The organism is Microcoleus sp. Pol14D4 (genome assembly GCF_036701245.1).
Taxonomy (GTDB): domain Bacteria; phylum Cyanobacteriota; class Cyanobacteriia; order Cyanobacteriales; family Microcoleaceae; genus Microcoleus.
In genome coordinates, this window is sequence record NZ_JAUBQM010000006.1 from 26,601 (window position 1) to 42,419 (window position 15,819).

The following is a 15,819-nucleotide window of genomic DNA, read 5'->3' on the forward strand; positions in this document are numbered from 1 at the left end:
CTGACGGACTGGCGGAATATCGGTTTTACCTTAAGTGAATACCAATAAGCTGTTGCGGCATTGAAATTGTGTGTCAAAAAAATCAAAGTCTTGTGGGGTGTCCCGCCCGCCCTGAATATACAATTTAAATGCACTACAGCTTAATGCCGTTTCCCTACAGATGCTCGCGTACAATCTATGTGATATATTCTCTGGGTTTGATTAAATTTTAAAAGGTTAAAATTTATTAAAATTTAACAGATATCGGAATCTGCAAAATTAACTCGGTTCCTCGACCCGGAGTAGAAATACAACTGATTTGACCTCGATGTTTTTCCACTACAATATCGTGACTGATTGCCAACCCTAATCCAGTACCTCGGCCTACAGGCTTCGTAGTAAAAAATGGGTCAAATATCTGGTGGCGCACTTCTTCACTCATCCCACAACCGTTATCGGCAATGTTAATCACAACGGATTGATTGTTTGGAGTGACTAATATTGAATCGTGATTGTGCAGCGCAGCTTCTGACTCAAAACCTACTGAAGTGCTGATGGTAATTTTTCGGGGAGAAGGTTGAGTTTCCAGGGCATCAATAGCATTACTTAGCAGGTTCATGAACACCTGATTTAACTCACTGGCGTAACAAGTGACTCTTGGCAGTTGGCTGTAGTTTTTAATGACCTCTATCTCACCCGTTTTGTTTGCTCCCTTCAACCGATGCTGCAAAATAACTAAAGTATTGTCAATGCCTTCATGAATATCCACTGGTTTGTACTTTTGTTCGCCAAGGCGGGAGAAGTTCCGCAAAGACATGACAATTTCGCTAATCCGAGAAGCACCTTCTGTCATCGAATTCAGCAGTTTTGGATAATCCTCTGCGATGAATTCGGGTTGAATCTCGTCCAATTCCCCAATAATTTCTGCAACGGGGTGGGGGTAGTAATGTCGGTACAATTCAACGAGGCGAAGCAAATCTCGCGCATACTCCGCCGCTAGAGCAATATTGCCGTAGATAAAGCTTACGGGATTGTTGATTTCGTGAGCAATTCCTGCCGCTAGCTGACCTAAAGAAGCCATTTTTTCTTTCTGTACTAACTGAGCTTGAGTTTTCTTTAGTTCAGTTACGGTTTGTTCGAGTTCTTTGGCATAGGATTGTGTTTGTTGGAACAACTGGCGCTGCACGAGTTGATTTGAGACGCGGGCGAGAACTTCTTGTTCGTGAAACGGTTTTGTGATATAATCTATACCACCAACTTCAAATGCTTTGACTTTATCTAATACTTCATTCAAAGCACTGATAAAAATAACTGGAATATCTTTGGTTGTGGGAGAAGCTTTTAATGCTTCGCAGACTTTGTAGCCGTCCATACCGGGCATCATGATGTCGAGCAAAATCAAGTCAGGAGGAGTTAACTCGATCGACCGCAGCGCTAGTTTGCCGTCGGGTGCGGTGCGTGTTTTGTACCCTTGCTGCGAGAGTATTTGAGCTAAAAGTTGCAAATTAGCCGGAATATCATCAACAATTAAAATATTCCCTTTTAAGACGGGAGTTGGTTCGCAATTCATATTTAGTTGGGTAAAATAACCTTTATAGGTTTGTAGTGAGTACGATCGCCCGATGGGGTTTTATGAGGACGATCGTACTCACTACAAACCTATCTCATATCCTTATTATTTTGCTTCGGGATGGATGAGAGCTAGTATTTGATTGAACTGAAACTCATTAGCCAATGTGGCTAGAGCGCTAGCTAAAGCGTCATTGCGATCGCGAATTTGCTCAATTTGGATCAGAATTAACTCTAAATCGCACTCAATTGTGGCTTTCTCTAAAGCTGCCAGCCAATCTGCGGGTAAAACTGCCAGAGTCTCTGGAGTAAGAGCCTCGATTTGATTTGACTCGGGAACACTCTCCGGTTCATCGTAAATGTAACGCACTCCCAGATGTTTGTGCAGGGTGGCAAAAATTTCTGTATCTCGGAAGGGTTTGTGGATAAAGTCATCGCAATCATCTGATACAGTAACGCTTTGCGCTTCCTCGGCGTTACCGGCACTCACGGCAATAATTGCCGTAGCTTGACCTTTAACGGTGGCTTTAATGCGTTTGGTCGCTTCATGTCCATCCATCACGGGCATCCACATATCCATAAAAATTAAGTGTGGCTCAAAACTCGACCACATTTCAATAGCTTCCATGCCATTGCTGGCTTCTTCGAGTTCAAAGTTAAAGCCAGCGAGGAGTTTGATCAGCAGTTGGCGGTTGTCCGATTGATCGTCCACAATCAAAATACGATAGCGTGGCTGGTTGCGTTCCATGGCTATCACTCGACGCGGTGGCTCTACGGGTTGAGTCGCCGGGGCATCAACGGCACTGACGGGGATATCAAACGCGAAGGTGGTGCCGCGTCCTACTTCACTGCGTACAGTAATCACGCCGCCCATCAGCTTGACAAACTGTTGGCTGATAGCCAGCCCCAAGCCTGTTCCTTGCTGAGATTTGGTTCCTGTTTTGGTTTGCACAAAGGCTTGAAAAAGCTTATCTAACTCATCAGGAGCCATGCCGGAGCCAGTGTCTTCTATTTCAAAATATAATTGGTAATTACTGATTGGTATTTGCTGCTTTTCACTCTCCCTCACCGCACTTACTCTTACCGCAATACTTCCTTCTTTGGTAAACTTAATCGCGTTAGAAAGCAGATTAATTAAAACTTGACGCAACTTAAGTTGATCGGTTTGCACGTATTCGGGAATTTCGCTAGAGCAGTCAAATATTAACTGCAATTGTTGCTCCATTGCCTGGAGTTGAAACATCTCTTCCAAATCGTTCAACAGGCTGCTTAATTGAAAGTCTGTTGGGTTGATTGTAATGCGTCCCGCCTCTATTTTAGCTAAATCTAATATTTGATTAATTAGAGCGAGCAAGTGTTCTCCGCTGCGGTTGATAATGCGAATATTTTCCTGTTGTTCGCGAGTGAGGTTGGTAGAGCGCTGCATCAATTGGGAGAATCCCAGAATTGCGTTTAGCGGGGTGCGAAGTTCGTGGCTCATATTTGCGAGGAAAGTGCTTTTGGCAAGGTTGGCGGCTTCTGCGGCCCAGGCGGCTTGTTGAAGCTGCACTGCTTGCTTTTGAGTGGCTTCGAGCAATTGAGCTTGTTGTAAGGCGACTCCCAATTGGGTGCTAATTTGCAGCCCAATGTTGATTTCTGCTTCGCGCCAAGTGCGGGGTCCAGAATTTTGATAGCTGGCTAGCAAACCCCAAAGTTGACTGCCGCAAAATATGGGGAAAATAACGTAGGCTTGAGCTTGAAATTGTTTTAACAGTTCTAGGTAACAAGGACTCAAGCCAGCGCTGTATATGTCTTCAATTATGCGGTAAGGAACGCCTCTAGCGTACATACCGCCTTGATTTTTTTGTAGATAGGTATCCAGCACTGGTGTACCGCCGGCTTGCATAGTTTTCACGGTACAGCGAGAGTCTTCGACGAGAGTGTTTGGCACACTAAAATCGTCAGGTTGCATCAGAGATATCCAGCCGGCAGCCATTGATTCGGCAACAAATTCTCCGCTCCAATCAGGATTAAAGCGATAGATACCGACACGATCGCATTTTAGGGTTTGTCGCAGTTCCGAGGTTGTGGTTTTGAATATTGTGTCAATATCTAAGGATTGACGGATGCGATCGATCGATCGGGCGATGGCTTGTTCTCCCCGGGCGCTTTCTCGCAAAGCTGACTCGGCTTGTTTGCGATCGCTAATATCCAAGACAGTGCCGAACAAACGGATCAACTGCCCTTTTTCATCATAAACAGGTTTCCCTCGAACTTCTATGTAACTGAGCGAGCCATCTCTTCGGATCAGCCGCAGATCAATTTCAAAGCTTTGCCCCGACATAGCTCGATCGCGCACCACTGCCAGATAGCGCGATCGATCTTCTGGATGAAAACGTTCGATTAATTGTTCGGTTGGCAGCGGTTTTTGAGTAGGATCGAGCTGATAAATGCGATATAGTTCCTCACTCCAAGTAGTTCTTTTTGTGGCGATATCGTGTTCCCAACTGCCAATATGGGCAATTTTTTGGGCTTCCAGCAGTCGGGCTTCCGCCAACTGTCGATCGCTAATGTCGCGCGCTACCCAAACCGCAGAGCTATCCGACAGCGGCGAAATTTTAGCAGCAAACCAAACTTCTTGGTTATTAATCTGCAGACTGTAATCAAAACTAATAGTTTGTTGAACTTCCAATGCCTGTAGAACTTGAGCGAAATAAATCTCCTCGCTTTCCTCATCAAAAAATTGTTCGATGATGGAGTCGATCTGATTCGTGTGATAGTTGTATTGAAAAATCCCTTTTGTAGGTATAATTTGGATAGTTTTTTCTTGCACATTAAAAATCAATACAATATCTGTAATAGACTCAAATATTTTCACAAATTGCTCAGTAGAACTGTAAAGTTTTTGTTCGAGCAATTTGCGATATGCAATTTCAGATTGTAATAGTTCGTTAGCACCAGCTAAGGCGTAGCTACGTTCGGCAACTTCGGTTTCTAAAGTGCGATTGTAGTCGCTTAAGCTTTTTTCATATTGTTTGCGCTGTGTGATGTTATAAAAAGCATTGATGGCATAAATAATGTTTCCGCCTTCGTCGAAAATGGGTGTGGCGCGCACCTCAAAAGGAATAAATTTCCCCTCTCGATAAAGTTCTATATCTTCAACGAATACGGTTTCGCCGCGCAGTGCTCGGAATGCGGGCAGTTCTTCAATTGGATACGGCTGGTTTTGGCGGTACATTTGATAAACTTCTACGGCTTCTTCTAAAGTCGCATCGGGGATAGTTTCTACGCCGAGCCAATGCTTGGCAGTTTCGTTGAAGTACACGACTTTACCGGAGGCATCGTGAATAGATACTCCTGCAGGTATGGCTTCGATAAATTGCTTGAGTTGGCTCTCGCTGTGCGCTAAAGCTTCATTTAAAGATTTTTGGTCTGCAAAAGCCTGTTGCAGTTGCACGGCCATAAGATTGAAGGAATGGGCGAGTTCTCCGACTTCATCCAAGCGTCTAATTTCTAAAGGTCTATCCCATTCTCCTTTTGCAACATTTTTGGCGGCGGTATTCAAGCGCATAATTGGTTTTGTCACCCAACGGGAAGTCAACAATCCGATCGCGATCGCCAGCGGCAGCGTACCGGCCAATAACCACAATGTGTTGCGCGTATTTGCTTGAATCGGCCCCATGAAATCAGACTCTGGCACAACCACCACAATCAACCAATCCAAACCACGGAAATCTCGATAGGGAGTGAGGCGGACAAACTGCCTATCGCCCTTGTTCGCCAGGGTCAATTTCTCGGTTGTTTGCAGGGTGCGGAAGTTACCAAATCGGTTGGCGAGTTGTCGAGCAATATCTCGCGTGCGGGCATCCTTGCTGTTGGTGGCTAGCAATGGCGTCGGTTGCTTTTTTGCGGGCGTCACCAAGGGTGTTTCTAGTGTCGATGTGGCAATCAGATTGCCCGATCGATCCATAATAAAAGTTTGTCCTGAAGCCGAGAAGTGCAGCCCAGCCAGAAAGGTATTGATGGCCGACAGTCCATTATTATCGGTGAGGCGATCGCTAATTCGCTCTGCTACTTGTTCGATTAACTGATGCGCCACCTCTTCGACTGATTCCTGACTACTTTTGAAAGAAAGATAGCCCACTAGCCCAACTACACTTACCGTTTGCAAAACTAACGGAACAATCAGAACCGTTCGCAGCGGAAGCTTGCTGAAAAATTTGGCGGTTAGGCGGTTGAAGTGATAAATGGGCATGGGCGTAAACCAATTGCGCTGATAATCCTATTTTAACTGCTGTAGCGTGCCTTTCCCGGCAATTGGCGCGCCCTAAAAACTGGGAAAATTGCCGCCCGGTTCAATACAGCCAACTACTAGCGAAGATTGGACGCGGATGGAAAAATTTGCTTCTGTTAGTTGTGTTTCTAGCTGTTGGAAATTTGATTCATTTTTACTGGCAAAAACTGTGATAAGTTTTCTAATTGCTTTGCGTATATCGGTCATCATGTGGTTAATAAAAAGGCAGTGGTGGCGGGTTTATAAGATTGTAGATTATGGGCAATTATTATTAGTAAACCCGCTCCTAAAAGATTTAAGATCATACAAATCGGAATCAAACAGAAACGATCTTATTTGTGCGTTCATCGAACCCGATCGCCTTACTGTAAATTTGTTAACTTGGCTAAAACGGCGGCGAAGAGAGCGGGTTCGATCGGCTTTGTTAAGTGTTCGTTGTAACCAGTGGCGATCGCCCGATCGCGGTCTTCTTCGCTAGCATAAGCTGTCAGCGCCACGGCCGGCAAGCGCTTGAGTTGGTCGGATTCGGACGATCGCACTTTGCGGATCAGCGAGTAGCCGTCCTCAACGGGCATACCGATATCGCTGACTAAAATATCCGGCGGCGACTGCTGTAAAATGTCGATCGCCTCCGCAGCCGAAGCAACCGCCGTCGCAGTCGCCCCGCACTGTTCGAGGGCAACCATCAAAAGCTCGCGGTTGTCGGGTTCGTCGTCAACTACCAACACCTTTAAACCAGCCAAAATACCCGGAGGCGTTGGATGGGATTTCCTTTCTCCTCTCAACTGCGGCTGCTTACTCCGAGGCTGTTTGAATGGCAGTGTCACCGTAAATGTCGCACCCTGGTCTTTACCGGGACTTTCCGCAGTCACAGTGCCCCCGTGGAGTTGCACCAAGTGCTCGACGATCGCCAATCCCAGTCCCAAACCGCCCTCAGCCTTAGTTTTCGAGGCGTCTGCTTGTCGGAAGCGATCGAACACGTAGGGCAGAAAATCAGCAGGAATGCCCTTTCCGGTATCGCTGACAGTAATTTGCACGTAATTGGGTGGTGAGGCATCGCTAACAGCTACCGCAGACAAGCGCAGTTCGACATTTCCCCCCGAAGGCGTAAACTTCACGGCGTTAGTCAGCAAATTCCACACTACCTGCTGCAACCTCTGGGCGTCGCCCCACATCAAGCCGACTGCGGGGTCAAGTTCTAACGAAACGGTGACAGACTTGGTTTCGGCTGCCAAACGAACTGAATTGTGAGCGGCCTCGATCGTCCTTACCATGTAGAACCAGCCGGGTTTCAGGGTCAGCTTGCCTTGAATAATCCGGGAAACGTCGAGCAAATCTTCCACTAGCTGGATCTGCACCTTCGACTGACGCTCGATGGCTTCCAAACCCGAAGCTAATTTATCTGGGTTGTAGGGGTGGGCGCGCAGGATCTGCGCCCACCCCTGAATCACATTTATAGGCGTTCGCAATTCGTGGGAAAGAGAGTCTAGAAACTCGTCTTTCCGGCGGCTGATAGCTTCTGCTTCCGCCCGCGCGGCCTGTTCGCGCTCGAGCAACTGAGCGCGTTGGGCCTCGATTTGCTTGCGATCGCTGATGTCGGCGACGATCGACATACAGTTGATGTTGCCGTTGCTGTCGCGGACTGGAGTTGCCCACAAACTGATGTCGATCGAGCTGCCGTCTTTCCTTTGGCGGTGGGTTTCCATGCCGGCGATCGCCTTTCCTTGGCGAATTTTTTTCAAATTAGCCGTGAATTCCTCCCGCTTGTCTGCGGGAACGCAGGGCACGAATTGACCTACCGCTTCTGATTCATGCCAGCCAAAAATCCTCTCTGCCGCTGGGTTCCACATTTTCACAGTCCCGTCGTCGCAGTCCAAAACGGTAATTGCTAGGGGACAAGCCTGAATCAAGGCTTCTAAAGTTTGATGGATGTGCGATCGCGCGGCTTCTGCTTGTTTGCGATCGGTGATATCGACGTTCACCCCGATCATCCGCAAAGGCAAACCCCGATCGTCCTGAAACACCTTCGCCCTGCAAGCAATCCAGCCCACGCTTTTGTCCGGGCGGCAGATGCGGAACTCTATGTTTAATTCTTCCCCAGACACCGCCGCAGCTTTTACCTGCTGTTGAGTCAAAGCGCGATCGTCTGGATGCACCATTTCCACCCAACTTTGATAGCTGTCGATACCACCGGCCGGCAGCCCGTACAAAGCCTCTAACTCCCGCGTACACGCGATCTCGCCGGTTTGGATGTTCCATTCAAAAGTTCCGATTTTCCCTGCTTGCTGAGCGATTTGCAGCCGTTCTTGATTGTGTTTCAGTTCTGCTTCGACGCGCGAGATATCGGTCAAGTCGATGTAGAATGCGACGATCGTCTCTGGTTCGCGATCGTCCGGGCACAGAGTGGTTCCGCCCATCAGAACCGGCACGCGGCTGCCATCTTTGCGGATGTACTCTTTCTTGAAAGGAGTTGCGACTCCCTTAGCCCGCAGTTCTTGCGCCGCCAGGGCGTCTAGGTGCAGGTATTCGGGAGGGGTCATAATGTCCCACCGCATTTGACCGGAGAGCAGGTCTGAGCGGGTGTAGCCGACCATGTTGAGCAGGGATTGGTTGGCGTAGGCGATGCGGCCGCTAAAATCGCCGATCGCGACTCCGAAAATATTTGACTCGAACAGCCGCCGGAATATCGCTTCGCTTTGCTGCATTACCCGTTTTGCTTGTTTGCGATCGGTGATTTCGGCAACCACCGTGCTAACTCCCAGCAGTGTTCCTGATTCATCGATCACTGGGTAAAAGCTGATTTGCCAATCCCGCAAAACTCCCGGCTGTTGCTTGGTTTCGGCCTTAATTTCCAAGTCGAGTACGGGGGTTTGCGTCGCCAGCACTTGGCGGTAAATCGGCTCTACCATATCGGCAATTTCGGGTATCACTTCTCTGATGGTGCGCCCGATGTGATCTGCGATCGTGCGGCCGTTGATCGCAGCAAGGCATTGGTTCATGCGGATGTAGCGCAAATTGGTATCGAGAAAGCACAGCCCGACTGGTGTTGTGTTGTAAACTAAGTCGAGTTCTGCTAGTTGGCGGCGAATGCGTATTTCGTTTTCTCGAAGTTGGTTTTGAGCTTGTTTGCGATCGGTGATATCGAGTACGAAGAATGCTCCTTTGTCTGTGCATCCTTGGAAGTTTCCGCCGCCCACTAAAACTGGGAAGCGCGTGCCGTCTTTGCGGATGTATTCTTTTTCATAAGGCGCGCAACTTACTCCTGCTGCGATTTGAGCGGTGGCGGCGCGATCGAGTTCTCCGTATTCCGGCGGCGTGATATCGATCCAGCTAATCCGTCCTGAAACTAAGTCTTCTCTCGTATATCCAATCATTTCCAGCAAGGCGTCGTTAGCGTCCGTAACTTCGCCGCTGGCATCCCAGAAACCGATGCCGATCATGTTAGACTCTACCACGCTGCGGAAGCGCATTTCGCTTTCCCGCAAAGCTAATTCTGTTTGTTTGGCTGCGGTAATATCTGTGATAATTAGCCCGACTCCGATTGTTTCTTCTCTTTCATTTTTCACTGGGTAGTAGTTGGCGAGCCAGTAACCGAAATATCCCGGTTTCCCATCAGGTTCGCCGCTCATTTCTAAGTTTAAAACAGGCTGGCCGGTTTCTAAAACTTGCTGAATTATCGGCGCAAATTTGGCTGCATGTTCGGGCAACAATTGCCGGAAGTCTTGACCGAGATGCTGTTCTATCGAGAAACCGTTGAGTTCGGCTAATACTTGATTGATACGGATGAAGCGCATTTCGCGATCCATAAAGCAAATCGCTAGGGGAGATGCTTCTAACAATGCGTCAATTAAGGCAAAAGATTGCGATGTTTGAGATAGTGCTTGCTGCGCTTCTGCGTAAAGTCTGGCGTTGTCTAGGGCGATCGCCACGCGGTATGCTAAATCTTCTAGCATTGCCATGTCTTCTGCACTGTAGCGGCGGCCAAACTTTGACGTAAAGCAAGTGATGGAACCCATTACCCGCCCGCGAGCTTTCAGCGGTACGCAAGCGTGAGATCCGATATTGAGCGATCGCAATATTTCCATTTCTGCGGCATTTTCTGCTCCTGCTGCTATAATCTCCTCATCCACTTCGGTAATTAGTTCGGATTTCCCGCTGCGGATTACCAGCGGATAGCCGTTAACAGCATTGTCGGCGCTCAAACTTCGGATTCTCAAGTTATTCAGACTATCAACTATAGAGGCTTCTGCGTGAGCCGCAGCGACTCGACGCACGCTTGAGTCGGTTTCGGTCAAATGAATGCAGCACCCGTCGGCGATCGAATTTATTGCTAATTCTGCTACCTTTTGCAGCACCGTTTCCCCGTCAAACGCATCAGCCAGCATTTTGCTGACTTCTGCTAAAAATGCCGAGCGCTGCTGTTCTATTTCCGCTTTTTCCCTCGCTGTTTGCTCGATTGTTAACTGCAATCTTTGAGTTTCTGCAAGTTTTATTTCTGTGATATCGCGGGCGACAATTAAGGCCGATTCTGGTACGCCATTTTTGTCCAATTCGGGAACTACGCGGGATTGGTAACTTCGGATGCCGTTAGTTGAGAAAGCCTGAAATTCGACAATTTCTTCTTGACCTGTTTCTAACACTTTGTGCAGGGTTTCATCCCACATCTGGCACATTTCTGGCGACATTCCTATTTCTTGACAGGTTTTACCCAGGAAGAATGAAAGCGGTTTTCCTTGGCTTCTTTCCACTGCTTGATTGACATAAATATAACGCTGTTCTTTGTCAGCGCGGATAATGATGTCTGGCGTATTTTCTAGCAGCCTTCTCAGTTGCTGTTCGCTGCTTGCCAATGCTGCTTGCGCTTGTTGTCTTTCCGTGACATCTCTCACCGTGCCCACGTATCCGATGAGTTCGCCGGAGTCCGAGTACATCGGCGAAGAACAAACGTTAATCCAGCGGACAATCCCCTGTGGTGTTTGCAGGCGATACTCGATCGCATATTCCCCACCTTGCCGAGTATAATCCAGCCATCGGCTCAATACGCGATCGCTGTCTTCCGGGTGAATGCAATTCTCCCAACCGTCTCCTAAAAGTTGTGTCAAACTCAAGCCGCAAATAGCCTGACAGCGAGGGTTTGCATAGGTGTAGCGCCCCTCAAAATCTGCCATAAAAATGCCGACTGGCGAACACGAACTCAAACAGCGAAATCGTTCTTCTTGAGCTTGCAGTGCTTCTTGAGCTACTGTTAGTTCTGCTGTGCGTTCTTTAACACGACTTTCTAGCTTAGTGTAGGATAAAGCCAGGGCTATTTCTGCTTCTTTGCGGTCAGTAATATCGATCCCCGTTCCTATCACATATTCTACCAAACCCTCGCCATCTGTCGTCACAGTATTCGACCAATAAATTAAGCGCTTGTCGCCGTTTTTAGTGCGCCAATAGTTTTGATATTCGCTGTTATAATTTTCGACTTTCAGCTTGGTAAAAACAGTTTTAACTGGATCTATTTCTTCGGTAATTAAGAACAAATCCCACACATATTTATTGATTACTTCTGCTGTCGAGTAGCCTGTAGTTTTTTCGCAAGCTTGGTTAAAGCGGACAATCCGTCCTTGGCTGTCGAGAACTACAATTAAGCAAGCCGTCGTGTCAATTACTTTGGAAATAATATTACGTTCTATTTCTAGTTTTTGTGCTGCGGACTTTAAGCCAGCATACCAAGCGCTAACCATTGCAGCGGCCAAAAGTAAGATTGCAGGAGCTGCCTGGAAGGAAAACAGTAACAGAGTTGTCAGCAGTAAAGCCGTGCCGGCACTAAATGTAGCAATACTGTAAGATTTAATGGGTAAGGGCAATACCTCAAACTGGCTCATTTTTGTTGACCTGTAGCGATGGCGCGATCGCACTATTGCTTGTGTTGATGAAACAACCTTGTTAAAACTTAGTTAAAACTAAGTATTTATTTTTTCTATACAAAACCACATTTGTGGGTCTTGTGCCATCTTCCCAGAGACAGATTGGCAGGGGGATTTATGCTGAATCAACTGCTATCATAGATTCAGGGAAAAATTAGATTATCTAATTTCTGGGAGCAATAAGCGAGTGAATCACAAGCTGGCAAAAATTATCGGGTTATTTTTCGCAGCCGCCACCCTCTTTGGATTTGTCGGTTACGCTCTGCAAAATCCCAACTTCGCCAGCAACTCAGCGATATCGATCGGCTTCCCCAATCTTACCACTCTGGCCGCCGGGGCGATCGACAACAAACGATCCCAAATCTATCTCAACGGAACTTGGCAATTTGTCCCCGCCGTTGGCAACCCCCAAAACCCCCCCGTCTCCCCAAATTGGGGTTCCATCCAAGTACCCGGAGACTGGCAAAAAGAAAACAACGAATCCGTACCCGGAATCATCACTCGCGGCAGCGGCAAAGATTGGGAAAACTTCAACAGCAAACAACTATCAAAAGCTTGGTATCAGAGAAATATAGACATTCCCGACGACTGGACAAACCGCCGAATTTTTCTCGACTTAGCCAGAGTCAGCACCGATGCAGTCATCTTTGTCAACGGCATTAGCTGCGGTGAAATCCCCTGGCCCTACGGCACTATTGAAATTACCAAAGTAGCAAAACCAGGTCAAAACACCCTATCTATTTTAGTGGTGGCAGTATCCGATGAAAAGGAAAAAGCCGTCATCATGGGTCCCACAGAAATCTACACAGAAAAAGCCAACTTGCAATCGCGGGGAATCATCGGCGAAGTGCGACTTCTGAGCCTTCCCCCCGGCCCGCTAATTAGCGACGTATTCGTCCAAACTTCCACCCGAAAAAAGCAAGTTAAATTAGATGTAGAACTCAAAGACGTTGCCCAAAACGGTCAAGTTGAATTAATCGCGGAAATGCTCGACGAAAAAGGCAAAGTACAACAAAAATTTACCGCAAATGCCAAGGTTCAAGCTAAACCCATTCAAACCCTACAAGTTCAGTGGAATTGGCCAAATCCCCGTCTTTGGGATATCGGGCAACCAAACCTTTACACCCTGCAATTAGAAGTAAAAGGCAGCGGCATAGACACGCAATACTACCAACCTTTTGGCTTCCGCGAATTTTGGATAGAAGGGCGCAAATTTTTCTTAAACGGAACTGAATTTCGGCTGCGACCAATCTTGCACTCGGATACTTGGCAAGGCGGGACATTAGAAGTTGCTGATAGCCTAATTGATGGCTACGTAAAAGCAGGTTTTAACATAACAGAAATGTGGCCTTGGAATCACGACGAACGGGGTAGATGGCACTTCCGAGAGTTATTTTCCGAAAGAGCAGACCTCAAAGGTTTTCCCATTATGGCCCCCGCTTTAGATATTAGTCCTATCGCTTGGAACGGCAAGTGGAAAAACCCTTACTGGAACGACCGCTGGAAAGCCCGAATGGTGACAGAAATGCGCCGCTACCGCAATCATCCATCAGTATTAATGTGGGCGACAAGTCCTAATTTTTTCGGCAACGCTGACGACCTAAATCCCCGTCGCATCGGCAAAAGCAAAGTAGAAGGAACTCTCAGCCCCTCCGAAAACCAGCGTTTGCGGGTGAACACTCCCCTAGGAAATGACGCTATAGGTGCGATTAAATCGGCAGACCAAACCAGACCTGTGATGGTACACCAAGGCGCCCACTTCGGTGATGTTTATGCGCTGAATACTTATTTAAATATGATTCCCTTGCAAGAACGGGAAGAGTGGATTTCTGAGTGGAGTAAAACCGGAGAAATGCCCTACATGGCAGTCGAGTTTGGGACTCCTCTGCACGCAACGATGATGCGGAACCGCAAAGGTTTTGGTCAGGTGATTCTCAGCGAACCTTGGATGACTGAGTTTGCCGCAATTTATTTTGGCAAGCAGGCTTACGATTTGGAAACGACGGCTTATAAATCTAAAATTCGCGAGCAATTTGTCAGCGGTCAGGAGTATCAAAACTGGCATGGTAAAAAAGAGTTAGATTTTGCACCAGCTTTTCAAAAGTTGCAGCAGTTATTCAGTACAAATACTTGGCGGAGTTGGCGGAGTTTTGGAATGTCTGGGGGGATGATTCCTTGGAATGACGGACATGGTTGGGAAGTTTCCGAAGCTGGCAAAAAAAAGGTGGAGATTGGGGAATTTCAACCGGGTCGCCGGGGAGTTTATTTGAAGCAAGTCTCGAATAATCTTCTGAATTATTTGCAGCCGGAAGCTTACACTGTTCATCCAGGGGGCGAGGCAATTATGAAGAATAATAGCTCGACTTTGGCTTGGATTGCTGGTGCTAGCCCGGTTTTTACTGCGAAAGATCACAATTTGTTGGTGGGCGGAAAACTGGCAAAGCAAGTAGTGTTAATTAACGATACGCGGGCGGCGCAAGAATTTTCGTTTAATTGGCGGGTTTTGGTGGGGGGGAAAGAAGTAAAAAAAAGCGATAACAAAGGGATAATTGCTCCGGCAGGCACGCTGTTTTTCCCAATAGACGTAAATTTGCCAAATACCATTTCTAGCAAAGCTGACGGCGAAATACGCTTGACTGCACGGGTGGGCGAGCGATCGCATTCTGATACATTTGCTTTCCGCGTTTTTCCCAAACAATCTAACATCAAAGATTCGGTGACAATCTTCGATCCAGCGGGCAAAACATCAGCAATGTTAAAACAGTTAGGTCATCAGGTTGTACCCTGGAATGGTTCGCAAGTTTCATCGCTATTAATTATCGGTAGGGAAGCGTTTTCTAGCGGGGAAAACTTGCCGGGAAGTTTAGAAAGTTTTGTCCGAAACGGCGGCAAAGCAATTGTGTTTCCTCAGCGCCGGGAATGGCTGGAAAATACTGGTTTCCGGGTTGCTGCCCACGTCAGCCGCCGCGCTTATCCAGTTGACAGCAACCATCCGGCAATTAGCGGTTTAGACAGTGAAGATTTGCGGGATTGGGCGGGGGAAAGCACGCTGGTTGAAGCTTATCCAGATACCATCCAAACTGGCCCTAATTTGAGTCCGGCAAATAAACCTTGGTACGGCTGGCGTTGGGGAAATCGCGGCGGTGTCAGTAGCGCTTCTATTGAGAAGCCGCACCGCAGCGGTTGGCGCCCAATTTTGGAATCTGAGTTTGATTTAGCTTATTCGCCGCTGATGGAATTGGATTACGGAAAAGGGCGGCTGATTTTAAACGAGTTGGATTTGGAAGACCATTATTCTGTAGATGCTGGGGCGGCGCAGTTAGTGCAACAAATTGTGAGTTACGGGATGAATTCTCCGGTGGTTGGAAAGCCGGATAAAGTGGTTTTAATAGGGGGAGATGAAGATGCCCAAAAGTTGGAGAGTTTGGGGGTAATTTATCAGCGCGCTAGTTCGCTTTCTAAGGATGTTGGTTTGGTGATTGTGGGGAGAGAAGCGAATGTGAAAGATGCAGATTTGCGCGGTTATTTAAATGCTGGCGGGAAGGCGTTTTTCTTGCCGCGTCAAGTGCCTGTTGCGGATTTGGGCATGGGTTTGCAGCAAGCGCAGGATTTCGGGGGTTCGCTGGCGGTTCCGAGTTGGGATGAGGTGAAGGGGGTTAGTGCTTCAGATTTGCGATCGCGCTCTTTTTATGATACTTGGTTGATTAAGTCTGGGGGAGAAGTCGGTGCTGACGGTTTGTTAAGTCGGGTAAAAGTTGGCAAGGGTGTGGCGATTTTTTCTCAGATTGAACCGGATAGTTTGAATGCTGATAGTAAGACTTATTTGCGTTTTACTCGCTGGCGGCAAACCAGGGCAAATGCTCAGATTTTGGCTAATTTAGGGGCGAGTTTTAAGGCGGATGGATCTGTGTTTAACGGTGCGAGTCGGGAGTTTTATCACTGGGATTACAGAACGGATTTTGAGAAGGGGGACGATCCTTATCGGTATTATCGATGGTAGGATTTTTTAACCGCAGAGGGCACAGAGGACGCAGAGGAAGAGAAGAGAGAGATGAATAATGCTGATTTTATTATACTGTTAAATAT

The 15,819-nt window shown here is 47.5% G+C and carries 5 protein-coding genes; 1 reads left to right on the forward strand and 4 read right to left on the reverse strand.

All coding sequences use genetic code 11. The annotated features are described in order from the left end of the window. Nucleotides 1-226 precede the first annotated feature (226 nt). From QUA33_RS04640 to QUA33_RS04655, 4 genes are all read right to left on the reverse strand, one after another. Nucleotides 227-1,549 carry a response regulator gene (locus QUA33_RS04640; protein WP_333146863.1) on the reverse strand — a complete coding sequence of 441 codons (1,323 nt, stop codon included), beginning with the start codon at nt 1,547-1,549 and terminating at the stop codon, nt 227-229. Between the two features lie 105 nt (nt 1,550-1,654). Continuing rightward, complete coding sequence (locus tag QUA33_RS04645) at nt 1,655-5,782, reverse strand: ATP-binding protein (protein ID WP_333146864.1); 4,128 nt, start codon at nt 5,780-5,782, stop codon at nt 1,655-1,657. A gap of 72 nt (nt 5,783-5,854) precedes the next feature. Further along, entirely contained in the window at nt 5,855-6,031 is a 177-nt protein-coding gene (locus QUA33_RS04650; RefSeq protein ID WP_333146866.1) for a hypothetical protein, read from the reverse strand. Nucleotides 6,032-6,183: 152 nt separating this feature from the next. Next, entirely contained in the window at nt 6,184-11,691 is a 5,508-nt protein-coding gene (locus QUA33_RS04655; RefSeq protein ID WP_333146868.1) for a PAS domain S-box protein, read from the reverse strand. A gap of 229 nt (nt 11,692-11,920) precedes the next feature. Here QUA33_RS04655 and QUA33_RS04660 point away from each other — a divergent pair, with 229 nt between their 5' ends. Beyond that, the gene (locus QUA33_RS04660; RefSeq protein WP_333146870.1) at nt 11,921-15,733 is read left to right on the forward strand and encodes a sugar-binding domain-containing protein; all 3,813 of its coding nucleotides are present in this window, start codon (nt 11,921-11,923) and stop codon (nt 15,731-15,733) included. Nucleotides 15,734-15,819 lie beyond the last annotated feature (86 nt).